Source organism: Bacillus sp. BPN334 (genome assembly GCF_008368885.1).
Taxonomy (GTDB): Bacteria; Bacillota; Bacilli; order Bacillales; family Bacillaceae_G; genus Bacillus_A; species Bacillus_A wiedmannii.
Genome location: NZ_QOZW01000021.1, coordinates 1 through 23,603 on the forward strand (window position 1 = coordinate 1; position 23,603 = coordinate 23,603).

A 23,603-nucleotide genomic window follows, 5' to 3' on the forward strand; every position below is an offset into this window, starting at 1 on the left:
GGGCTTTCTCTTCTTCCTTAGCCTTCGCTATTTCTTGGGCTTTCTCTTCTTCCTTAGGCTTTACTACTTCTTGTACTTTCTCTTCTTCCTTAGGCTTTACTACTTCTTGTACTTTCTCTTCTTCCTTAGGCTTTACTACTTCTTGTACTTTCTCTTCTTCCTTAGGCTTTACTATCTTTTGTGTTTTAACTTCTTCTTTAGCTTTAACTGTTTTTTGTACTTTCGCTACTTGCTTCATTTTCTCTTCAGCTTTTTTTTCAACTGGTGCTGTACTTGATAGGAAAGAAACATTTATATAGGCTGTTTTTCCTTTATACTCAAATTGCAGCCATCCGTCTTTCACTTGATGCGTTGATTCAATGACATCATCTTTTTTCAATCTGCCAAGGATTTCTGATTCTGTATTTGAATCAGAACGGACATTTAACAAATTCGCTGTTACATGATACACATCTTTTGTAAACTCTGAACTTACAAACACCTCTTTACCGTTTAAATCAATTTTTGACCAGCCATCTTCGGTATTTATTACTTTTAACTCTTGTCCCTCCTTTACTTTTTCGACAACTTTTGATTCCGTAGTCGGTTTTTCACGTACGTTGAGTACATCTGCTGTTACGATCGTTTCTGCGATAGCCGTTGTGGTAAAAGCCCCCAATCCCAAAACAGTTGCTGTTGCTGCGCCAATTACTTTTTTCATATTAGCCTCCATTACGTTTTTTGTATTCTATGAAATATTTCCATAAAATCAGGAAATTCCACAGTGTATCAAAACATTTGCAACAGTATATTAATACCGCTTAATATACTGTTTTTAAAACTTCCTACTTCAATAGTATCAAATTCTCAATTCTAATTCTATACATTATCAATCTCCTCATCTTTTATAAACTCTTCATACCCTTCTTCATACTAAATAGTTGTCGCAATTCCCGCCAAAAATAAACTTACAATTGCTAAAAATTTTGTTCCGACTATAGCCCCTCTTAAATGAAACTTATAATCTTTATAACCCTTCATCCCTTCTGTACTAGGAATAACAACAAATCTCGGGGTAATCCAGCAAAAGATTAGCCAATCAATTATAAACAAATCTACTAAATTGAAAATCATTAAAATACCAAAAGTATGTAAATAGGCATCAACATATAATAATTTTTCATGTTTATGTAGTATATATGTAGAAACGACAGGCGTACCGAAAAGAATAGCATTATATGCAATATTAAAGTAGATTGTTTGCTTCTTTTCATAAATCGATTTTGGAAAAACTACCTTTTGAATATCTTTCGGATATTCAGTTAAAGAAAGACGGGGATTATAATATAAAGATCCTAAAATCATTACGGATAGTACAATAGACATAATGACACCAACGTACATCATTTGCTCAAATGGATTCATATGCTTCATTCACCCTTTTCTGCATTCACTCCATAGTGCACGCACTTAATTACACATTGTATGTACGTTACTAACCAAAAATTAATAATTACCTTTAATAATCTTTTATAATTGAAATTATGATTTACGTGTCATTAAACTTTTCTGAAGAACATTAAAAATTAGTTTGGAGGAGTTATTATGAAGAAACTATATTTTAATAAATTTGAACCAACAGATTTCAATTTATATTTCCAGCTCGTTTCAAATGAAGAAGTAATGGCGCAAATTACCGAACGCGCTATTCCGTTAGATGAAGCAAAAAATGACTTTACAAAGCTGTTAAAGTGCAATGAAACCCATCAACTATTCGGCTCTTATAAAGTATATGATTCTATTACAAATGAATATATTGGTCTTGGACATGTTACGGTAAACGAGGATAATGTTAAAGAAGCTGAAATTGGATATATGATTTTGCCAGAGCACTGGGGAAAAAGATATGGTAGTCCAATCGCAAAAGAATTAATGCATATTGCGAAACAGACAGATGTAATCGTTCTAAAAGCAATTATCGATCCAAATAACATCCCCTCTCGAAAAATTTTACTAAATGTCGGTTTTACATCTGAGAAAGTTTGTGAGATTGATGGATTGCCTGGGGAGATTTTTAGTACATATATTTAACAAAATAAGAAATGCTACTCTTAAACTAAAAGTAGCATCTCTTTACATATTACGTCCTATTCAATCATCGAAAGTAAAACTTTCTCAAGCTCTTTTTTAGAGAACATACTACCATTTATACAGCCATTCTCTTAATTGTACTTCATCCAAAATTACATTCTCCTCTCATAATCTTTCACACTATATTCGCCCGTTTTCTGCAAAAAGTTCATTTTACATAAAAATTTATTTATTACAATAAGAATATAATATATATTAAAAAAAGAGGTGAATTTCAAAAATGAATAAAGAGGATAAATGTCACGCTGAAAAAGCGTTAAAAAATCTCTTCATCGGATCACAAGTTGATGGATTACAATTTGGAATTTCTCCAGGCGCTATAAAGATTCATTTCACAAACTTTCACGACCCTGTTGAGTATGACGGACAATTATATATTAATATCGAATCAAAATGGTGTTTATTTAATAAACCTCAAAAAAGATACCCATTAAATGAAGATGAATTTGAGGATTATTCTGAGGAAGAAGAATATAAGAGAATATTTGAGATAAGAAGACAAAAAAAATCACTTTAACAAAACGTTTCCTTCCCAAGCTTCCAACTAAACCATCTCCCATGCCCTTCTGTTTCCCCAACCGTTTCACGATATTCGTTACCGTTAATATAATAATCAATATGAAGGTCACGATCCCACATGTTGTTATAAAGGTGGAATACATCACGTTTTGCGCCGATTTCTTGCACTTGTTTTTCTAATTTATGTTTTACTTGTTCAGGTATTTGATTTGCGACGTGTGTATGGAAAATACAGATTACAGCATCATCACTTATTTGTTCAATAATAGATGGCAATAGCTCCACACCGTCTCCTTCTATCAATTGGACAGATTCATTTTTCACTAAAGATGCTGCTTGGTCAAACATTTCAAGTCTTTCTTTATGTTCTGGCCAAATGAGTGCACGTGGCCATAAATAATCTTCATCACTATGTAAATCATTTACATGTAAGTCTAGTCCGATTCTTTCAACGACAGTTGGACTGTCTTTTAGAAAATGAGGCGCATTTTCCCCTCTTATTTCAGAAGTTACATGTACATTTGAATTTATATTTCCGTATGTTTCATCTGTTCCGTACGAATAGCTATATTGGTCCCAGAACAGTTGTAATCCAGAACTTGTCCCAATTTCAATTAACGCTAATGGCTTTTTCACTTTATTAAATATGTAACAGAAACTTGGGTATAAGTACGCACATCGCCTTACTTCATTCGTTTGAACAAGTTTTGTTTGTAACAAAGTAATGATTTCTTCTCGGTACGTTTTACAGAAATCTTTAAAATGATCAAAAGCTTGATCTAAATCCGTATTAGCATTTTCAACTAAGCTACTATAATACGTTTTTACATGATGTTCTTTCCCTGTTAGTAATAAATAATGTACGGCTCCTAATAGTAAGTTTGGGACTGGTTGACCTGCTTGAGCATAGGAAGATAGTGTTAGTACTTCCTCATCTTCAGCAATTTTTATTGATAAGTATTCATATAAGTCACTTGACCCTTTACATTCCTTTATTGAAAAATTTCAAAATAAGTTTGCGATTTGTTCTTGTGTACGCATTGGTATCACTCCTTTTTATTTCACAGAATAATCATACTATTATTAGGGGATAAAATTCCATAATAAGGTATCCTTTCTACCCATTATACGATACGTAAGCTTTTTCGAGATAATTTCGAACTGTGATTTTTTTCTATTTATCACCTTAAAAGAGCTTGTTAAATAAGATTTTTGGCGAATAAAACGTTAAATAGTTTAAAATTATCAGATAACACTAGATATTTTAGTCTATTAATTATTATAATAGAGTATGAGATGGTTATATAATTGAGACAAAAAAGGTATACACCTAGGTGGGGCCTAGGCGGTGTTTTCAATTTACGGCTTAGATAAAAAAACACCTACTCTTTTTTGCCAATATAGGGGATGGAGAGATTATCATGAGCAACATGCAGCAAAAAACAGACGTTATCTTAATTGGTGCAGGAATTATGAGTGCAACGTTAGGCTCATTACTAAAAGAATTAGCACCTGAATGGGAAATTAAAGTTTTTGAAAAACTCGCAAGTGCCGGGGAAGAAAGCTCTAATGAATGGAATAATGCAGGTACAGGGCATTCTGCGCTATGCGAACTGAACTATACTTCCGAAAAATCTGACGGATCTATAGATATTAGTAAGGCTGTAAAAGTGAATGAGCAATTCCAGCTTTCAAGACAATTTTGGGCATATCTTGTAAAAAGCAAATTAATTCGTAATCCACAAGATTTTATTATGCCTCTACCTCATATGAGTTTAGTACAAGGCGAAAAAAATGTTGAGTTTCTAAAAAACCGTTTTGAAGCGCTTTCAAAAAATCCACTGTTTCAAGGAATGGAATTTTCCGATGCTCCTGAAACATTAAAAAAATGGCTTCCACTCATTATGGAAGGACGTACACCTAACGAACCAATGGCTGCAACGAAGATTGACTCTGGAACAGACGTTAACTTCGGTGCATTAACTCGTATGTTGTTTGATTACTTACAAACGAAAAATGTCGAGCTAAACTACAAACATAGTGTCGAAAATATTAAACGTACGAAGAATGGTTTGTGGGAAGTGAAAGTACACGATATGAATAGTGGTAAAATTGAGCATCATACTGCAAAATTCGTCTTTATCGGCGGCGGTGGTGGTAGTCTACCTCTACTTCAAAAGACTGGCATTCCTGAATCAAAACATATCGGTGGATTCCCAGTAAGCGGACTATTTATGGTATGTAAAAACCAAAAAGTTGTAGAGCAACATCATGCAAAAGTATACGGTAAAGCTAAGGTTGGCGCTCCGCCAATGTCTGTTCCTCACCTTGATACGAGATATATAGACAATAAAAAAGCTTTACTATTTGGACCGTTCGCAGGGTTCTCTCCTAAGTTCTTAAAAACTGGCTCAAACCTTGACTTAATTGGCTCTGTAAAACCAAATAACGTCTTAACGATGTTAGCAGCTGGTGTAAAAGAAATGGGACTAACAAAATACTTAATTCAGCAAGTTATGTTATCGCACGAAAAACGTATGGAAGAATTACGCGAATTCATTCCGAACGCGAAAAGTGATGACTGGGATATTGTAGTTGCTGGGCAACGTGTGCAAGTAATTAAAGACACTGATGCTGGCGGTAAAGGCACACTTCAATTCGGTACAGAAGTTGTAAGTGCAGCTGACGGTTCAATCGCTGCATTACTAGGCGCTTCACCAGGTGCTTCTACTGCTGTTCACGTCATGCTTGAAGTATTAGAAAAATGTTTCCCAAGCCGTATGGTAGAATGGGAAGGAAAAATAAAAGAAATGATCCCTTCTTACGGCATTTCACTAACTGAAAATCCAAGATTGTTCCAAGACCTTCACACTTCTACTGGTCGTACGCTTGGATTAAATGAAAAAGAAACGGTTCATAATTAAAGAAGAAATTAAAAAACGTCCGATATATTCGGACGTTTTTTTGTTACTAAAAATTATATTTATCAATATTCTCTTTCGTAAATACAACTCGTTCTGGCAATACAATAATTCCATTTCCTTCTGCTTCATAATCATAACCTTGGATGGAATTTGGCTCTACTTTCACTGTTCCGATTCCTTTTACTTCAAAGCTATCCCCTACTTTTAACTTCTTCCCTTTTACAACGATTTCATTTGCAACATACGTAGCGAGTGCGCCTTGCTGTTTTACATCCCATAATCCAAATTGTTGTACCGTTCCTCGTTTTACGTAATCACGCATAACGTTTGGTGTAGAGAAGCCAGTTACGGCTACTTTTTTATCCATTTTTAAGTTTTCAGCTGCTTGTGCCATTGCCGGAAGTGCTGTTGCATCTGGGCAAATAACCGCATTAATATCAGGATACGTTTTTAATATGTTTTCCCCTACTGATAAAGATTTTTGCGCATTATTTTCACCGTACTGCGTCGTTACAATTTCCCAGTTTGGATATTTCTTTTTAATAATTTCTTTCGCTTTCGTTACCCATTGGTTTTGATCCGTTACAGTCGGGCTAGAATAAAAGAATGCTACTTTTCCTTTATCACCAATTTGTTTGGAAGTCATTTCAATTAATAAATTAGCAAGTTGGTCTGGTGTACCTTGGCTTATATAAAATGAACGGTCTTTCGGATTCACATCTGAGTCCCATGTTAACACCGTCATCCCTTTTTCCTTAGCACGTTGCAGTGATTGTGATAGTCCATCTACTGAAGTAGAAGAGACCATAAGTGCATCATAGTTTTGGTTAATAAAATTGTTTATATATTTCACTTGGCCTGATACGCTTGCTTCAGACGGCCCATCATATTTCACTTGTACGCCTAGCTTATCTCCCATCTCTTTTGCTCCTTCACCGCCCGATGTAAAGAAGCCAACTCCAGTTAGTTTCGGAATGAATGCAAATTTCACATCATCTGCTTTTTTCTTATCTGCCGTTTGGCTAGAACAAGCTATTAAACCGATTAAACAAATGCATACAATGAATACAATCCCTAGTTTTCTCTTCATGACATTTCCCCCTTATGCAAGTTCTTTCTTTTCCACGGTGTGAATTGATGTAATTTGAAATGTCTCATAATTACTGAAAGAATAAGAATAATACCAATTACTACGTTGGATTGTTCATTTGTTAAACCCGTCATTTGCAAGCCATACTGCATTACCCCTATAAAAATACTCGCCAGTACGGTACCGATAATGCTTCCTTTTCCCCCTGTAATAAGTGTCCCGCCTAATAAGACTGCTGTAATAATTGGTAAAATCGTTTCACTCCCCATATCTGCACGTGCGGAACCGAAATATGCAGTTAAGAAGGTGCCACCTAATCCACCTCCTAATCCGGAAAGTATGTAAGCGATGATAACTACTTTTTTCGTTTTGATCCCGGTGTATTTTGCTGCGTTTTCGTTCGCTCCTGTTAATTTTACGTGGCGCCCATATACAGTTCGGTGAAATAATAAAGTACATAAAACTGTTAATACGATTAGTATCCATAATAAATTCGGTATCCCTATAAAACTACCATTTGCCAGTTGTACAAATGCTTCAGGTATACCACTTATCCCTTCATATCCAGAAGTACCTGCCCCTCCTGAAATAACGAGTGCAATTCCGCCGTATAAAAACATCGTTCCGAGTGTAACGACAAGTGGCTCTACATCTGTCCTTTTTATAATGATTCCGTTTAAAGCTCCTGCTAAGCAACTAATTATTAGGGCTATTATGACAGCAAACAAAATAGGTATTCCGTTCATCCAAAGCACACCGATCAAGATTGAAGTAAGCCCCATTATTGAGCCAACCGATACGTCAATTCCTCCTGTTACAATAACGAAAGTCATTGGTATCGCCGCGATTGCTATAAATAGGAAATCATTTGTACTAAAAAGGAGATTACTAATATTTAAGAAATCACTACTTACAAAACTAAAGAGAATGAATTCTATAAGAAGTAATACAATTAGAACACCTTCCCATCTGTATAAATACTTCATAGATTCATCCTCCTTTCTGCCTTCCACTTTTTCATAACACTATCTAATATGACGATTAGTAATAATAAAAAACCTGAAATAGCATTATTCCAAAATGCTGGTATTTTTAAAAAGACGAGTGAACTACTTATCACCTCTAAAAATAAAGCTCCTAATGCAGCTCCAACTATAGAACCCGTTCCTCCTTTTAAATGAATTCCTCCAAGTACCGCAGCTGCGATAACCTGTAATTCTATCCCTGTTCCTGTTTGATTTGGAACGAACCCGATATTCATAACAAATATGCAACCAGCGAGTGCAGCGCTTATACCCGATATAATAAACGCATATATCTTTACTTTATTAACAGGTATACCAATGAGTCTCGCGCCATCTTCATTATCACCTACCGCATAAAAGTATCTTCCGAATGGCACTTTCCTTAAAAAAAAGTATAGTAGTAGTAAAATAATAAGAACAACCCATACAATTATCGGCAAACCAAGTATGACGATAGATGACAGTTGCTTAAAATCGTTTGGTATATCTTCAATCCACTTTCCGCCTGTGAAAATTAACATCGCACCTCTAATGACCCCTAACATACCTAATGTCATGATAATAGCTGGTACCCGAAACTTTGCAACGCCAATCCCGTTTGCGAACCCGATAATAGCTCCAAGTAAAATAGCAGCTGTAATAGACAAGAATGCATTATATCCATCCGATAACAACATCCCGCAAACCGCTGCGCTTAATCCCATAATTGAACCAACTGATACGTCTATATTTTTCGTAAATAAGACGAACGATTGGCCAATTGCTAGCACGACTAAAATAACGCTTGATTTCATCATTAAAGATAACGAGTTAAGCTGAACGAAACTTTGATTTATCATTCCGACAATGGCAATGTAAATTAGTAATAACAGTATGATAGAGGTTTCGTGCATTTTATACATACGTTTCATTCCGTTACACCTCCATATGCTAGACGTGTAACTTCTTCTACATTTATTTGTTCTTTCTCCAGATGAGAAACAAATTGTCCATTTCGCATTACATATACACGGTTTACTAATTGAACAATTTCTTCAATATCTGAAGAGATTAATAATATTGCGAGTCCTTCCCTTTTCATTTTTTCTATCGTTTCATATACTTCAAGCCTTGCTTTCGCATCAATTCCGCGAGTCGGTTCATCAAGAATAATAATTTTCGGATTACACGCAAGATATTTTGCAAGCACGACTTTTTGCTGATTACCTCCTGATAAAGATGCTAGTACTTCATCCATACTTCGTGCAACAATTCGAAACTGTTCTATATACGACTTCACTAAAGCGCTTTCTTTTTCTTGGTTAATGAAAAAACGACTATTTTGATGTAAACTTGCTGCAGTCATATTTTCTTTAACCGATGCAATTGAAAAAATACCATTTCTTGCTCTATCCTCTGGCACATAAACTAGTCCTTCGCTTAGTCTTTTATGCAAAGAGTATGAATCAATTGATTTTCCTTCTAATAAAATAGAACCTGATTTTATAGATTTCAATCCAAAAATCACTTCTGCTAATTCAGTTCTACCTGATCCAACAATGCCAGCAATACCTACAATCTCACCAGTATGTACAGTGAATGAAATGTTTTCGAATGCATGACTCGTTACATCAGTTACTTCTAATATTTTTTTCGTTTCTTTTGACTTTCGCACTATTTCTCTTTTCTCTTCTTGTTTATACCCTTTTGGCAATAATCCCTCCATCAACATGTCATATGTATAGTCACATACATCCCCTTGGCTTACAATCATTCCATCTCGTAATATCGCCACTTTATTAGCAATTTCAAAGATTTCTGGAAAGCGATGCGTAATATATATCATCCCAATTCCTTTTTCTTGCAAACTTTTCATCAGCACAAAAAGATTCTTCATTTCGTGAGTTGTTAATGTCGATGTTGGCTCATCTAAAATCAGAATCTCGGCTTCTCTTATTAATCCCCTAACGATTTCTACTAATTGTTGCTGCGCAACGGATAGTGATCCCCCTAGTTCTTTAAGATCAATCCCCCATCCTAAACTGTTAATCAATTGCTTGATTTTTACTTTTAATTCCTTTTTCTTTCCTTTTAGTCCGATACATATATTTTCTTCAATGGTCATATGCGGGAAAATGAGCGGTTCTTGTGGTATTAAATACATACTATTTCGGTGTGCTTCTGATGGATTTGAAAACTGTTTCCTCATTCCTTTTACATACATTTCTCCACTATCATACGAATATAAACCCGTTAATATTTTCATTAATGTTGATTTTCCAGCACCATTTCCCCCAACTAAAGCGTATATATCTCCACACTCTACCTGTAAATTCACTTCTTTTAGTACAAGTTGATTTGAAAACGACTTACTCATTTTTTTTACTTGTAATAAGGGCACTTTCTCCACATGATGTCACCTGCCTTTATGCAGAACATTTTTTGAGAAAATGATTATTTGTTCTACTTGTTTTGTAGCATTGTATATTCCTTTTTTCATATCTAGAACACTTTTTTCACCAGACTATTCATCGTTTCAACTGGAATAAACAAAATATACGGCACATATGTTTAAGCAGTGGTCAATTGTTGAAAGGGATGAAGAGTATGACACAGCTGAACTTTGAAGAGAATTTATTAACGAAAGTAGCTTGGTACTATTATAAAGATCAATTAACACAACAGGAGATCGCTTCACTTCTTCATATTTCAAGAAATAAAGTCGTCCGGTTATTAGATAAGGCGCGCAGTGAAGGTATCGTTACATTTCACGTAAAAGGGACTGGTTTTCACTGTTTAAGTATTGAACGTGACTTAATGAAAAAATTCCATTTAAAAGATGCTTTCATTATCCCTACTCCAATAGACAATTATCACGCTTCTCTCGGAAAAGCTGCTGCACAGTATTTAGAAACTCAGCTCCAACAAGGCGATTTACTCGGCATTGGATGGGGTGAAACAATTAGCAAAATGCTAGAAAACATTCATTTTGAAACTTCCATTAATCTTTCAATCGTAACGCTAACAGGCGGAGTAAATCACTATCTCCCGAGAAAACAAAACTATTTACACTACATGCAAGGCGATCTTCATATTATCCCTACACCGTTTCTAGCATCTACAACCGAAATGGCACAAAGTATTCTATCAGAACCGAGTGTCAAAGATATGCTTCATGTCGCTTCACTTGCTCATACAGCTATTGTTGGTATTGGAGGATTATCTCAAGACGCTACGATTGTAAAAGAAGAAAAATTAACGCTACGTGAAATGACATATATTCGTAGCCAACACGGCGCTGGTGATATTTTAGGACAGTTTTATAATACGAATGGTGATTTATTACATCTTCCGCATCACAACCGCCTAATTGGTACGCCACTCTCTATCCTTCGCAAAATGAAGCATGTCGTTGGTGTTGCTGGTGGTACAGAAAAAATAGACGCCATTTACGGAGCTTTAAAGGGGAGATTTATTCATACATTAATTACCGATGAGGAAACTGCCCTCTCCTTATTACGAAAGGATGGTGAGTGTTAATGTCTCATTTATTAGCTTTCGATGCTGGTACAGGAAGCATTCGAGCTGTTCTTTTTGATTTACTAGGTAATCAAATTGCGGTCAGTCAAAAAGAATGGGTTCATAAAACGGATCCTCGTTATCCAGGCTCTATGAATTTTGATGTAAAAGAAAACTGGCACCTTGTACAACAATGTACGAAAGAAGTTTTACAAAGAAGTAATGTCTCTCCCTCTTCTATTCAAGCTATTAGCGCTACTAGTATGCGAGAAGGTTTTGTTTTATATGATAAAGGTGGGCAAGAAATATGGGCTTGTGCAAATGTTGATGGGCGCGCATCTGCTGAAGTTAGTGAACTAAAAGAAATTCGGTCACATCTGGAAGAAGATTTATATACAAGATCTGGGCAAACTTTTTCATTAGGTGCTTTACCTCGCCTACTTTGGATTAAAAAACATGAACCAGACGTCTATAGCAATATTCATTCTTTTACGATGTTAAACGATTGGATTTTATATAAATTAAGCGGCGTACTGCAAATCGACCCCTCAAACGGTTGTACGTCCGGTATTTTTAACTTACAAAATAGAGTGTGGGATAACGATGTCGCTAAAGAATGCGGTCTAGCTTTACCATTTTCACCAACAGTAAATGAAGCTGGTACAGTAATTGGCACCGTCACAAAAGAGTGTGCAGCATTAACTGGATTACGTGAAGAAATTCCTGTCGTCGCCGGGGGCGGAGATGCACAAATGGCATCACTTGGAACAGGAGTCGTGAAACCTTATCAAACGTTAGTATGCGGAGGCAGTTTTTGGCAGCAAGAAGTGAATGTTACAGAACCAATAACGGATCCATATGCTGCGATTCGGGTAAATTGTCACGTCGCACCTAACCTATGGCAATATGAAACGATTGCCTTTTTCCCAGGCCTTGTTATGCGATGGTTTCGAGACGCTTTTTGCCAAGAGGAAAAGAAACTTGCTGACAAACTTGGTGTAGATGCTTATGAATTATTAGAAGAACAAGCGAAAGACGTACCTGTCGGTTCACATGGCATTATCCCTACTTTTTCAAACGTTATGAACTATATTTCTTGGCGTCATGCCGCACCTTCTTTTTTAAATTTAAGTTTAGACGCTGACAAATGCGGCAAAAAAGAACTGTTCCGTGCTATTGAGGAAAATGCTGCCTTCGTTACACTTGGTAACTTAAAATTAATAGAAAATCTCACAGGGACATTCCCTTCTGAAGTCGTGTTTGCTGGCGGTGCCGCTAAAGGAAAACTATGGCCACAAATTCTATCAGACGTACTCGGTATCCCAGTAAAAGTACCAGTTGTAAAAGAAGCAGCTGCTTTAGGAACTGCGATTGCTGCCGGAGTTGGTGCTGGCATATATTCATCTATGGCAGAAACTGCCGAACAGTTTGTACAGTGGGAGCACACATTCGAACCAATTACTGAAAATCACGAACTATATAAAGAGTTCTATGAAACATGGAAAACTGTATATGACAGTCAGCTCGCTTTAGCTGATATAGGGCTCACCTCACATATGTGGATTGCGCCTGGTGCACTGTAACAGATTACATTACATAAAGGAGTGAAATGTATGTTAAAAGTGAATGAAAATGATTTCTCCTATCGCTTCGGTGATAACGGGCCGAAATATTTAATACAAGGTCCGAATATTGATCTTGGCCTTGTTGTCATTCAGCCTGGGCAGGAGTTTCAAAATCACTTTCATACGACGTGCGAGGAAGTCTTTTATGCATTAGAAGGTGAAATTGATTTCTATGTGAATAACGAAAGAGTTCCGATTAAACAAGGCGATGTATTGCAAGTTCGTCCTCATGAATCTCACTATCTTATTAACCATTCTGATAAACCTTTTAAAGCAGTTTTTATAAAGTCACCACATTTACCAAATAAAGATACGGTACAAACGGAAAATCCAACATTAACGAAGGAGTGATTTCAAATGACTTGGGGATTTAAAAATCGATTAAACACAATCTTACCTGATGGCAGAGCGGTTATGTTAGCGATAGATCACGGCTACTTTTTAGGACCAATTCACGGCCTAGAACAACCGCTGGAAACGGTTAAAAACTTACTTCCTTATACAGATTCCCTCTTTTTGACGCGTGGTGTACTTAGCTCTTGTATTCCTGAAAACTGCAGCACACCGATGGTTATGCGTGTTTCAGGTGGAGCTACTGTCGTCGGTAAAGATTTAGCGAATGAAACAATTGTTACACCTGTAAAAGAAGCAGTAAAACAAAATGCAATTGGCGTCGGCGTTTCAGTTTTCGTCGGATCCGACTATGAAACACAAACAGTTTCAAATCTCGCAAATGTAGTTTCAGAAGCTCACGATTACGGTCTGCCAGTACTCGGCATTACCGCTGTTGCAAAAGAACTACAAAAACGTGAAGCTCGCTTTCTAGCACTTGCTTCCCGCGTATGCGTTGAAATGGGAGCTGACATTATTAAAACGTATTACTGCGAAGGATTCGAAAAAATTACAAGCACTTGCCCTGCCCCAGTCGTCATCGCTGGCGGACCAAAATTAGACTCAATTGAAGACGCATTAAACATTACGTACAATGCACTGCAAGAAGGTGCAATCGGAGTAGACATGGGCCGAAATATTTGGCAATCTGAACATCCTGCTGCGATGATTCAAGCAATTCATGGTATCGTGAAGAATGGATTGAATGTGAAAGAGGCACTCCAATTATACGAAGATGTAAAAAATTAAAATAAACGACAGACTATTACACTTAAATATATACAAAATCAATACTTACTATAAGAAAAAGCCTCTATGTTAGATTACTAAGTAACCTAACATAGAGGCTTTCTTTTACATTTTTTTGTTCCTGATTTGGTCAGATTTCTACAAATCGCGTACGTTCCAAACAATCTCACCGCGCTCCCCCCACGTACTGTGATGCCGATGAAACCCTATCTTTTCTAATACCCGGAAAGACGCCGTATTCCAAGCGCCTACAGTTGACCAAAGTCTTTGGCGCCCCGTAGCAATCGCAGCCTCTAGCACTGCTGATGCTGCCTCTGTCGCATAACCATTACGATGAGCACTTTGGAACAATTCGTATGCAATTTCCGGCTCTTCAAGCGTGGAACGACCGATGATTAAGCCACAGTATCCGATAAAATCCCCTTCTTCTCGCCTACGTATAGTAAGAAGAGAAATACCATTTTCAGTTGCTTTCTTGCGCATTTCAATAAGGGCGCTACGAACAGATTCAACAGTTGGCATATCCACACCACGTTCACCAATTAATTTTCTAAGCCAGACTGCATCGGATTCCTCCCACATATTCAGATCGAGTCGTTCTGTTTTCAGCTGGAACGCCATATCTTTAAAAACAGCTGTCATAGCCGTAACCTCCTATTCATATCACTGCACTACTTATAATAGTTTCGTACTTTACCATATGGAAAACCTGCTTCATTCTCTAAATTTTCTTGCATCAGCATACAAAATTGTTATTTTATACATAAGCAATTCCGCTGCTAAATAGACCTTGTAATGAAACTTCATTTTAAGTCTACAATATTTGATTTATGAATGATTTTAGATTTACACTTAATATTTACATTTAAAAATGTATCGTCATTTCGCTGACTAAAATCCGTTTATTTTTACTTTTATGTCCCTTAAAATAATCAAGCCCCTTTCCAAACTGGATAAGGGGCTTGATTGACATCTTCAAACAATTACTCTTGTTAATCGCTATTGAACTTTCTTACCGTCTTTATAGTCAAGGCAGGACACTTCAATTAACAATCCATTAAACATTGAAAAATAAAAACCATAACTACTACCTCTCATAGAATACGGTGCCTTTTCTATTTCAATGCCTCCAGCTACTAATCGATTATATGCTTGATCAACTTCACTTGAAGTATCGACTAAAAAACCAATATGAAAAGCTTCGGGATACATCACTTCCTTATTCCCCTTAAATGCTTTTGGATCGCTTAACACAAGTATAAATCCACTCTCATCACTCATTACTACTAGCGCCTTTCCCTTTTGCTCTAAAAATTGAAAATCAAAAAATGTTTCAAAGAAATGTCTCGCTTCTAATAAATCATCAACACATAGATTCAAGTGATTCAACTTCATTCGCTCATCTCCTTTTAAGCAGAGGGTATATAGACTCATTTTCATAACATTTAAATATGTAAGGAAAGATATTCAAGCGTTCCGTCTAAGACTATGCTTTATAGTCTAATACTTTTTTCTATAGTCTAGAACGTTTTTTAAGACTGCAATTCCATAAACCGTTCGACGTGAAATACTATTTTACCTATATAAAATAGCCACATTATTTATTTTTCAAATTGTGTAAAACCCAATCAATCAAGAAAATTGCTGAAGAGATACGCTCTGTCGTATCCCCTAAAAATAATTTATGAAGTAATGTCTCCAATTGAATTGGTTTATTAGGCAACACTTGAATATACCTTAAAACAGATCCCGCTGGCGGTGTAGGTTTGTTATTAATAGCCCATATCCCTTCTAACAATGTCCAAGTTGACGTATGAACAATGTATGAAGCTTTTAACTCATCATGTGCTTTCATAGCAGACTGAATTTTAATGAGCGAACTACGCAACCAATGAGAAATACCTTTCACTTTGTCACTAGAAACACGATAGTTTTCAAATTCATATGCAGCTATTTCCTTTAACTTTTTCAACTCATTGCTTCTATCAAACAAAATTTCCCCTTCTAAAAATGTGTATAGTTCCATCGGGTTGTTTTTTAAGTTTACTAGTATTTGATTAACATCTGCATACTTATATTCAACTAAAATACCTTCTCTCGTTTCAGAATGAAATTTTTTCTTTTGTCCTTCTTCTAAAAGAATATAGAAATCTAAATCCGAATCAGGATATGCATCGCCTCTTGCGACAGATCCGATAAGCATACATCCAGTTACCTTATCTATTGATAAGATTTCAGCTACTATTGTTTGCACTAATTTTTTATGTTGTTCATGTTTAATAGATGTTTGTGTTTCTAACATTTGTAACCTCCAAACATATTATTATGGAGTTATTCCTCCCCTAAATATATTGTACTTTTCTTATAATCTCCTACATACTTATTCAACGATTGTCAGTTCATATACAATTGCGTCTTCACTACTTTTTGTTTGATCTTGAATCGTAACAATATCTCCAGCTTTTATTTTCGAAGCATTCACTACTTTTACCATCTCTGGCGGAACATATCCTCCATTGTTCTCTTTATTTAGTGGTAACCACTTTACTGATTTATCAGTCGCTTCTAAAATTTTATATTTAATTGTACCATCATATTTTATTTCACCAACAAGATCTTTTACTAATGTTGGTGTATATTTACCCTCTTCTTTTTTCAAAGAGATATGATCACCTATATCTAGGATACCGTTTCTTTTAGGCGCCTTCCATTTTGTTGGGTTTAAATCATTTAAACTTACTTTCACACTATCTTCTTTATTTGAACTATCATCTTTTAGAAATATTTCATTATAATTCTTATCAAGAATAATATACTCCTTCTGCTCTACTATTTTTGCACTGCTTTCACGTTTTTCTTCCTCATTCTTAGATACTTCTTCTTTCACATCATTATTACTACACGCTGATAATAACGTTGTCGCTAAAGCTGTCATTAGTAACATATTCTTCACTTCATTTACCTCCATTTATAACGAAACAATAAATCATATATCACATCCATATTTTACTATACATCAAAAAAAGAGGATATTTGTTTATTACTAAACAAATATCCTCTACTTTTATATATATTACGACTGTTGATAAGCCGCTTTCGATGATTTTACATAATAAACTGCGTGATCAACGTTAATGATATGATCTGGTTTTGGTTTGCCACGGCTCGCTCTATGTCCTGCTAAATGTTCTTCACTTGTTTCCCAGTTTTTCCATGCTTCTTCAGATTCCCAGCGAATCATAACGACAACTTCTTCATCGCCGCGTCTTACTTTTTTCACAAGAACACTTAAGTCGATGAACCCTTGAAATTTTTCAATAATACCTTCTCCAGTGAAACGTTCTACAACTATATTTGATGTACCTTCTTTTACTGTAAATGTTTTCGTTTCAATAAACATATAATCCACTCCCTCTTCTTATTACGAATACTAGTATTCTTCTATTATAGTTGATTATGATAATTATTTTCAATTAAAAAGTTTTAATTGTTTGAATTAAGCTGTTTTCTCTTCAACAGCTTCATCTAAAAATTTGAAATAAGGAAGGAATAATCCTATTAAAGAAGTAACACATATAATCGCACCGATAATAAAGTATAGTGCTCTTATTCCCCACATTTCACTTAATATGCCTCCTAATAACACACCTAACGGCATAGAAGATCGTATGAAAAATAAACGCACTGAAAATATTTGTCCTATCATATTGTTTGGTACTGTTTGTTGGCAAATTGTTGTGTTATGAACATTGAAAAATGAAATACAAATACCTGCTACTACTTCAATGAACACCGCAATTACTATACTATGATTGAACCCTAGAGAAATGTATGTAAGTCCTCCTATAAACAATCCACCAAGCATAAGTATACGCCGGCTTTTACACGTTACTTTTCCGACTAGTATAGATCCAACTACATAGCCAAACGGGAAACCAGCCATAAAATAACCAAACTCCGCATATCTCGCTGACAGCTCATCTTTTATATAAGGAAGATTTGTAACCAACGTTACCCCAACCCCAAATTGCACGAAAGTAAGAAAAATACCTAGCCAAACGATAACTGGTTTTGTGAAAAAATATGTAAAACCGTGCAGAAACTGTTCTAACCACGTTTTCCGAATGGGTTGTGTTGTTCTCCTCTCTTTTATATTAAGTAATAATGCACCACTAACAAATAGACAAATACATACGCAAGATAATGTAAGTTCTGTTCCAATCAAATGAATGATTACTCCGCCTAATACCGGCCCAAGAAACATCATCAGACGAGCCATTCCATCAATAGACGCATTTGCGTCTTGAAGCTGTTCTTTACATACAATGCTCGATGTAATTGCTTGACTTGCAGGTGTATACAGCGGCGTAATAAGTCCAATTATTATTTGGACGGCATATACGTGCCAAACTTCTATACTACTAGTAAGTAACATGACTAACGGCAGTAAGAAGATCGAAGCTCGCACCCATTGCGAAAATATCATAATCCACTTCCGGCTCCATTTATCAATAAATGGGCCACTTATTAGTTGTAGTATGAGTGACGGGATAAAGTATAGTAACCACATACTACTTAATGCTGTTTTTGACCCTGTTAATTCATAAACAAGAATCGAATTACATAACGTTCCGAAAGCCCCGCCTAACTCTGAAATTGCACTGCCAATCCACATATAAAAGAACGAACGGTTTTTCAATACATTTTTCAATTTCATACACCAACTTTTCTACTAGATTCCTCCCTCTATGTGCATTCTAGTTGCATATTATCTATTTAAAAACGCGTCTAATTCTTTCGCTAACGACTGTACTGCTTTCTTTCTCAATACATATTTCCCCTCATGTATATCAACTAACTTCGCTGCACGTAACAATTTCAAATGGTGATGTACAGTCGATTTACCGAGTTGCAGTCTTTCTGTAATTTCCTGCAATGTTCGTTCTTTTTCAAACAACATTTTTACAATGCGTAATCTCGCCTCATCTCCAAGAGCTTTATGCTTTTGAACTAAAAAATAATTCGGTTCATATAGATCTTCAGGATGGATGCTTTCGTTTGCGACTGGGTAATGAAATACTTTCGTATCTTCAATATCCGCCTCAATATTCCACGGTCTGTACGTCATTTGCGGGATAAGAAGTACATTATGAACACTTGGTTCTGGCATATAGTTCACACCGCCAGTCGCCCACTCGACAAACTCTTCTGATTTCATCTTTTTATTCATTTCATTTTTCGCTTCATAATCTCGTTTTAATATAGATAGTATTTGCTCTTCCTCTTTCTGAATAACACTCTCATACCAACCTGTCATAACAGCGATTAAATGAGATTTCAGCACTGGTACATGAACATCACATATAAAACGAATATACGTAGAGAAAAACGGATGATCTTGTGTCAGTTCCTCTAGTTCATGTATTGCAGTTACGTCCCCACTTGCTGCTAAATGTCTTTGCCCTTCATACTTCTCACCTAAAAACGGTAAACATATATACTTCAAATCTACTTCTGAAAGCAAATCGATTTTAGCATGAAACTGTGATAAGTCCTGAAACTCTCCCTTATACAACAACTGAAGCAACGCTTTCCACGTATTATTTTCTTCTACAAACTGTAAGTGCTCTCTCATTTCTTCTGTTAATGATTCCTTAATTTCTTCCCATTCATTTTGACTCTTTTCAAGAGTATCGATTAACCTTTTATGAGTAATTGCCGCAATGCCAAGCCCGCATTCGAAAAGTATCGAATATTTTACTTGAACGTTATAAGTTTCCCTCTTTCTACTCGTTATGTGATAGACCTCCATTTTTATCCCCTCCTTGTTTGCTATATATCAAATTCTACTTTTATCGAATTTCACCTTCTATATTTTTAGAATTAACAAAATTTAAGTTAAAATACATTCATTCTAAATTAAGAAGAATAGGAGCTTTTTTATATACAAATAATAACTTTCAAGGAGTTGTTGACATGCATTTCATATTGAATATGTTAGGGATTTTCATTGTAATCTTATTCGTTTTCCTCTGTTCGCCTAATAAAAAACAAATAAAATGGAGACCAATCGTTATTCTAATCATATTGGAGCTCTTTATTACGTGGTTTATGTTAGGCACGAAGCTCGGCAGTATTATCATTAATAAAATCGCGTCATTTTTCAGTTGGCTACTAGCATGCGCGAATGAAGGTATTCGGTTTGCCTTTCCTTCAGCTATGGAAAATCAAACCGTTGATTTCTTCTTTAGTGCATTACTTCCTATCATTTTTGTTATCACGTTCTTTGATATTCTTTCGTACTTCGGAATCTTAACTTGGATTATTGATAAAGTAGGTGCAGTTATTTCAAAGATTTCTCGTTTACCAAAGTTAGAAAGCTTCTTTTCGATTCAAATGATGTTTTTAGGAAACACTGAAGCACTTGCGGTTGTTCGTGATCAATTATCCGTTTTAAAAGAAAATCGTTTATTAACTTTTGGAATTATGAGTATGAGTAGCGTTAGCGGATCCATTCTTGGCGCTTATTTATCAATGGTTCCGGCAACATATATTTTCAGCGCAATCCCTTTAAACTGTATTAACGCATTAATTTTAGCCAATGTATTAAATCCTGTGGAAGTTTCAAAAGAAGAAGATGTCGTATATACACCTGCAAAAGATGAAAAAAAGGATTTCTTTTCTACTATTTCAAACAGTATGTTAGTTGGAATGAATATGGTTATCGTTATTTTAGCTATGGTAATTGGTTATGTAGCATTAACTGCATGTTTAAATGGGATTTTGGGCTTTTTTGTAACAGGTTTAACAATTGAAAAAATCTTCTCCATTATCTTTAGTCCTTTTGCTTTTTTACTCGGTTTATCTGGCAAGGATGCTATGTATGTAGCTGAATTAATGGGGATCAAAATAACGACGAATGAATTTGTTGCAATGATGGATTTAAAATCGAACCTAAAGTCGTTACAGCCACATACGATTGCGGTTGCAACTACATTTCTAGCTTCTTTTGCTAACTTTAGTACAGTAGGTATGATCTACGGAACTTACAATTCATTATTTGGCGGAGAAAAATCATCCATAATCGGTAAAAATGTTTGGAAGCTTCTTGTTAGCGGGATGGCAGTTTCCTTATTAAGCGCTATGCTCGTTGGGCTTTTTGTATGGTAAATAATCTTTAAAATAAAAGACACCCAAGCTAATTGAGTGTCTTTTATTTTTATTTTCGAATCTGACCATTTCCACGAATCACATATTTTGTAGAAGTTAATGCAGGAAGTCCCATTGGTCCCCTTACATGTAGCTTTTGTGTACTTATACCAATCTCTGCTCCAAATCCGAATTCAGATCCATCAGTAAAACGAGTGGATGCATTATGATACAGTGCCGCCGCATCAACAGATGTGAAGAACTTATTGACGTTTTCCTCGTCCTCTGTAATAATCGCTTCGGAATGCATAGATCCATACGTATTTATGTGATGAATCGCTTCTTCTATAGAAGAAACTACTTTCACTGCCAGCGTGAGTGATAAAAATTCTGTACCCCAGTCTTCTTCTGAAGCAAGTACAGTTGAAGAATCAATTGCCAGTGCATTCTGATCTCCACGTAACTCCACGCCTTTTTCCTTCAAAGATGAAAACAACTCGCTACCAAATTGCTGCGCCCACTTCTCATGAAGTACAATCGTTTCAATGGCATTACATACAGATGGACGCTGCGTTTTTGCATTTATAATAATATCAATTGCCATTTGTTTATCCGCTGTTTCATCAATCAAAATATGACAATTTCCTGCACCCGTTTCAAGTACTGGAACAGATGCTTCTCTCACTACCGTATCAATTAATTGTTTGCCGCCTCTTGGAATAAGAACGTCTAGGTAATCATTCATTGTAAACAACTGCTTTGCGCTATCCCGCGTTGTATCTTCTATAAGTTGTACACTTTCTGGAGACAAACTTGTTTGTTTGAGCGCTCGGTGAATAACGGCAACGATGGCTTTGTTAGAATTGATAGCAGAAGAACTACCACGTAATATAACTGCGTTTCCTGTTTTTAAACAAATTGTAGCAGCATCTACCGTTACATTTGGCCTTGCCTCGTAAATCATCCCAACAACACCAAGTGGTACACGCATCTCCTGAATAGATAATCCATTTGGTCGCTCCCATTTACTTACACATTCTCCAACAGGATCACGTAATTCAATTAACTGCTTAATTCCCTCTGCCATATCAATAATACGCTGCTCATTCAGCATAAGACGATCAAGGAGAGAATCGGAAAATCCTTTCGCCTTACCTTCTTCAATATCCCGTTTGTTTTCCTCTAAAATATAAGCTGTTTCTACTATTAACTGATCCGCAATAGCAGCAAGTGCTTCATTTTTTTGACTTGTAGATTTTAGTACAAGTTCTCTAGCAATTTCTTTCGCTTTTTTTCCCTTTTCCAACACTTCATTCATCTTTTTTTCCCCCTTTTTAACATCACTATTCTTAAAGTGAAACCCAATAATCTCTATGAATGACTTCATAATTATGCCTATCGCCTCTTGCTTGAATATCTTGGCTTTGCATACCTTTTACATCTCTTAGTTCCTCAGCACTATATGTGCATTGCCCTTTTCCGATGACGCGCCCTTGTTGCGTCATTACTTCTACGACATCGCCAACTTTGAAAAATCCTGACACATTCGTAACGCCAGCAGGAAGAAGACTCTTACCATGTTGAATGATAGCAGTAGCTGCTCCGGCGTCTATTTCAATTTGTCCGCTAACAAGTGAATGCAAGGCGATCCATTGCTTGTTCATCTTCATTTCTTTTTGAGGAGCATTACCGATATACGTTCCATCACCTTTTCCCTTCAAAACATCTACAAATTTCTCTTGTCCATGTCCAGTTCCGATAAATACACTTACGCCGAGAGAAAGTGCTGTCTTCGCAGCATCAATTTTTGATTTCATACCGCCAGTCCCAAGTTTTGAACCAGCATCTCCTGCAAGAGAAGCGATTTCTTCCGTAACTTCAGGAAGGAAATAATATTTTTTCGCATCCTCATTTTTCTGAGGATTTTTGTCATATAGACCGTTCACATCCGTAAAAATCATAAGCGAATCCGCCGAAACAAGTCCGCTAACTAAAGCTGACAGCATATCATTATCACCGAACGTTAGCTCTTCTAAAGAGATGGAATCATTTTCATTTATGATTGGAAGAGCGGAACGGTTTAGTAACTCTCCTAAAGTAGCGTAAGCATTACTATATTGTTCTTTTCTAGAAAAATCACTTCTCGTCAGCAATAATTGCGCAGTAACGATACCATATTTACGAAATTCCTCCGTGTACGCCTGCATTAACAAACTTTGTCCGACAGCTGCAGCAGCCTGTTTTCCTTTAATTGTCACAGGTCTGCTAGGATATCCTAGAGCCGAAAAACCTGCAGCGACAGCCCCAGATGTAATTAACAAAACTTCATGCCCTTCATCTTTCAATCGAGCCAATGCGGCAACGTGATCTGAAAGTTGTTCTTTAGAAATGCCTCCGTGACTATCTGCCAAGGAACTACTCCCAATCTTTACAACAATTCGTTGTTTTTTCACTTTTTTATCCCCCAAGTCTAAAATCAAAGTTTTTTATAAATTACACTTCT

23 protein-coding genes and 1 pseudogene are annotated in these 23,603 nt (G+C 36.0%); 8 read left to right on the plus strand and 16 right to left on the minus strand.

All coding sequences use genetic code 11. The features are described from left to right. Positions 1 to 700: SH3 domain-containing protein (locus tag DN393_RS28215; protein WP_255449879.1), on the minus strand; the 700-nt coding region annotated here is incomplete at its 3' end. A gap of 212 nt (positions 701 to 912) precedes the next feature. Continuing rightward, the gene (locus DN393_RS28220; protein ID WP_001067769.1) at positions 913 to 1,404 is read right to left on the minus strand and encodes a hypothetical protein; all 492 of its coding nucleotides are present in this window, start codon (positions 1,402 to 1,404) and stop codon (positions 913 to 915) included. A gap of 180 nt (positions 1,405 to 1,584) precedes the next feature. On the opposite strand from DN393_RS28220, the gene DN393_RS28225 reads away from it, so the two are divergent. After that, positions 1,585 to 2,070, plus strand: coding sequence for a GNAT family N-acetyltransferase (locus tag DN393_RS28225; RefSeq protein WP_149174149.1), 486 nt, complete (start codon positions 1,585 to 1,587; stop codon positions 2,068 to 2,070). 280 nt (positions 2,071 to 2,350) lie between these two features. Then, positions 2,351 to 2,635 (plus strand): annotated as a pseudogene (locus DN393_RS28230) (hypothetical protein); the annotation flags it as partial. An 8-nt stretch (positions 2,636 to 2,643) separates the two neighbouring features. Here DN393_RS28230 and DN393_RS28235 read toward each other — a convergent pair. Then, complete coding sequence (locus DN393_RS28235; protein ID WP_255449884.1) at positions 2,644 to 3,645, minus strand: DUF2332 domain-containing protein; 1,002 nt, start codon at positions 3,643 to 3,645, stop codon at positions 2,644 to 2,646. 425 nt (positions 3,646 to 4,070) lie between these two features. Between DN393_RS28235 and DN393_RS28240 the strand changes: the two genes are divergently transcribed. Next, the gene (locus tag DN393_RS28240; RefSeq protein ID WP_064475616.1) at positions 4,071 to 5,573 is read left to right on the plus strand and encodes a malate:quinone oxidoreductase; all 1,503 of its coding nucleotides are present in this window, start codon (positions 4,071 to 4,073) and stop codon (positions 5,571 to 5,573) included. 46 nt (positions 5,574 to 5,619) lie between these two features. Here DN393_RS28240 and lsrB read toward each other — a convergent pair whose 3' ends face one another. Genes lsrB through DN393_RS28260 form a run of 4 tightly spaced genes read right to left on the minus strand, consistent with a single transcriptional unit; the run spans position 5,620 to position 10,077 of the window. Further along, complete coding sequence (gene lsrB, locus DN393_RS28245; protein WP_064475617.1) at positions 5,620 to 6,663, minus strand: autoinducer 2 ABC transporter substrate-binding protein LsrB; 1,044 nt, start codon at positions 6,661 to 6,663, stop codon at positions 5,620 to 5,622. Next, on the minus strand, positions 6,660 to 7,649 hold the full coding sequence (locus DN393_RS28250) for an ABC transporter permease (RefSeq protein ID WP_064475618.1): 990 nt from the start codon (positions 7,647 to 7,649) through the stop codon (positions 6,660 to 6,662). Before DN393_RS28250 ends, lsrB begins: the two co-directional genes overlap by 4 nt. After that, positions 7,646 to 8,599 (minus strand): ABC transporter permease subunit, encoded by a 954-nt coding sequence (locus tag DN393_RS28255; protein ID WP_149174150.1) that lies wholly within the window; start codon positions 8,597 to 8,599, stop codon positions 7,646 to 7,648. The genes DN393_RS28250 and DN393_RS28255 overlap by 4 nt, the downstream gene beginning before the upstream one ends. Further along, positions 8,596 to 10,077 carry a sugar ABC transporter ATP-binding protein gene (locus DN393_RS28260; protein WP_149174151.1) on the minus strand — a complete coding sequence of 494 codons (1,482 nt, stop codon included), beginning with the start codon at positions 10,075 to 10,077 and terminating at the stop codon, positions 8,596 to 8,598. The genes DN393_RS28255 and DN393_RS28260 overlap by 4 nt, the downstream gene beginning before the upstream one ends. 197 nt (positions 10,078 to 10,274) lie before the next feature. On the opposite strand from DN393_RS28260, the gene DN393_RS28265 reads away from it, so the two are divergent. The 4 genes from DN393_RS28265 to lsrF are packed head-to-tail and all read left to right on the plus strand — an operon-like array spanning position 10,275 to position 13,951. Continuing rightward, positions 10,275 to 11,207 (plus strand): sugar-binding transcriptional regulator, encoded by a 933-nt coding sequence (locus DN393_RS28265; RefSeq protein WP_098102484.1) that lies wholly within the window; start codon positions 10,275 to 10,277, stop codon positions 11,205 to 11,207. Next, positions 11,207 to 12,769, plus strand: coding sequence for an autoinducer-2 kinase (lsrK, locus tag DN393_RS28270; RefSeq protein WP_149174152.1), 1,563 nt, complete (start codon positions 11,207 to 11,209; stop codon positions 12,767 to 12,769). Before DN393_RS28265 ends, lsrK begins: the two co-directional genes overlap by 1 nt. Positions 12,770 to 12,799: 30 nt before the next feature. Continuing rightward, the gene (locus DN393_RS28275) at positions 12,800 to 13,162 is read left to right on the plus strand and encodes a cupin domain-containing protein (RefSeq protein ID WP_064475623.1); all 363 of its coding nucleotides are present in this window, start codon (positions 12,800 to 12,802) and stop codon (positions 13,160 to 13,162) included. Positions 13,163 to 13,168: 6 nt separating this feature from the next. Next, a complete protein-coding gene (lsrF, locus tag DN393_RS28280) occupies positions 13,169 to 13,951 on the plus strand; it encodes a 3-hydroxy-5-phosphonooxypentane-2,4-dione thiolase (RefSeq protein ID WP_000219778.1) in 783 nt (260 codons plus the stop codon). A 138-nt stretch (positions 13,952 to 14,089) separates the two neighbouring features. On the opposite strand, the gene DN393_RS28285 is transcribed toward lsrF, so the two are convergent. From DN393_RS28285 to DN393_RS28315, 7 genes are all read right to left on the minus strand, one after another. Then, the gene (locus tag DN393_RS28285; protein WP_064475624.1) at positions 14,090 to 14,593 is read right to left on the minus strand and encodes a GNAT family N-acetyltransferase; all 504 of its coding nucleotides are present in this window, start codon (positions 14,591 to 14,593) and stop codon (positions 14,090 to 14,092) included. Positions 14,594 to 14,950: 357 nt separating this feature from the next. Further along, positions 14,951 to 15,346 carry a VOC family protein gene (locus tag DN393_RS28290; protein ID WP_064475625.1) on the minus strand — a complete coding sequence of 132 codons (396 nt, stop codon included), beginning with the start codon at positions 15,344 to 15,346 and terminating at the stop codon, positions 14,951 to 14,953. Between the two features lie 202 nt (positions 15,347 to 15,548). After that, complete coding sequence (locus DN393_RS28295) at positions 15,549 to 16,253, minus strand: nucleotidyltransferase domain-containing protein (RefSeq protein ID WP_098102486.1); 705 nt, start codon at positions 16,251 to 16,253, stop codon at positions 15,549 to 15,551. Positions 16,254 to 16,331: 78 nt separating this feature from the next. Further along, a complete protein-coding gene (locus DN393_RS28300; protein WP_149174153.1) occupies positions 16,332 to 16,919 on the minus strand; it encodes a hypothetical protein in 588 nt (195 codons plus the stop codon). Between the two features lie 105 nt (positions 16,920 to 17,024). Then, positions 17,025 to 17,351, minus strand: coding sequence for a heme-degrading monooxygenase HmoA (gene hmoA / locus DN393_RS28305; protein WP_064475628.1), 327 nt, complete (start codon positions 17,349 to 17,351; stop codon positions 17,025 to 17,027). Positions 17,352 to 17,447: 96 nt separating this feature from the next. Further along, positions 17,448 to 18,668 carry an MFS transporter gene (locus tag DN393_RS28310; RefSeq protein ID WP_149174154.1) on the minus strand — a complete coding sequence of 407 codons (1,221 nt, stop codon included), beginning with the start codon at positions 18,666 to 18,668 and terminating at the stop codon, positions 17,448 to 17,450. Positions 18,669 to 18,719: 51 nt separating this feature from the next. Continuing rightward, a complete protein-coding gene (locus tag DN393_RS28315; RefSeq protein WP_149174155.1) occupies positions 18,720 to 19,763 on the minus strand; it encodes an ArsR/SmtB family transcription factor in 1,044 nt (347 codons plus the stop codon). Between the two features lie 164 nt (positions 19,764 to 19,927). Here DN393_RS28315 and DN393_RS28320 point away from each other — a divergent pair, with 164 nt between their 5' ends. After that, positions 19,928 to 21,121 (plus strand): NupC/NupG family nucleoside CNT transporter, encoded by a 1,194-nt coding sequence (locus DN393_RS28320; protein WP_064475631.1) that lies wholly within the window; start codon positions 19,928 to 19,930, stop codon positions 21,119 to 21,121. A 49-nt stretch (positions 21,122 to 21,170) separates the two neighbouring features. On the opposite strand, the gene DN393_RS28325 is transcribed toward DN393_RS28320, so the two are convergent. After that, the gene (locus tag DN393_RS28325; protein ID WP_149174156.1) at positions 21,171 to 22,418 is read right to left on the minus strand and encodes a glutamate-5-semialdehyde dehydrogenase; all 1,248 of its coding nucleotides are present in this window, start codon (positions 22,416 to 22,418) and stop codon (positions 21,171 to 21,173) included. A gap of 31 nt (positions 22,419 to 22,449) precedes the next feature. Beyond that, the gene (gene proB, locus DN393_RS28330) at positions 22,450 to 23,553 is read right to left on the minus strand and encodes a glutamate 5-kinase (RefSeq protein WP_149174157.1); all 1,104 of its coding nucleotides are present in this window, start codon (positions 23,551 to 23,553) and stop codon (positions 22,450 to 22,452) included. Positions 23,554 to 23,603 lie beyond the last annotated feature (50 nt).